We start from the raw sequence: 237 nt of genomic DNA, 5'->3' as shown, positions 1-237 counted from the left end.
AAAGTAAGCAATGAGTTATGCTATAGATACTACATCAGTTCAGCATATTTATCGGCGGAAGAACTCGCAAGATCCGCACGGCAACATTGGCAAATAGAGAATGGATTACATTGGCGTTTAGATGTCGGATTTAAAGAAGATGATTGCCGAATTAGGCGTGAAGGTGCAGCACCTGTATTTGCGGGGCTGAGACACATCGCATTTAATCAGCTAAAAGCAGAAACAAGCTTTAATAAA

General features: G+C 40.9%; 1 protein-coding gene. It reads left to right on the top strand.

Annotated elements, in window-relative coordinates; translation table 11 throughout:
* Window positions 1–237 (top strand): ISAs1 family transposase (locus H5158_RS23825; protein WP_182741007.1); only part of this gene is annotated, 237 nt, incomplete at both ends.

Origin of the sequence: Pseudoalteromonas sp. SR45-6 (assembly GCF_014163545.1) — a bacterium.
Classification (GTDB): Bacteria; Pseudomonadota; Gammaproteobacteria; order Enterobacterales; family Alteromonadaceae; genus Pseudoalteromonas; species Pseudoalteromonas rhizosphaerae.
Note: the sequence above shows the minus strand (reverse complement) of the source record. Positions and strands in the feature narration are given on the sequence as shown.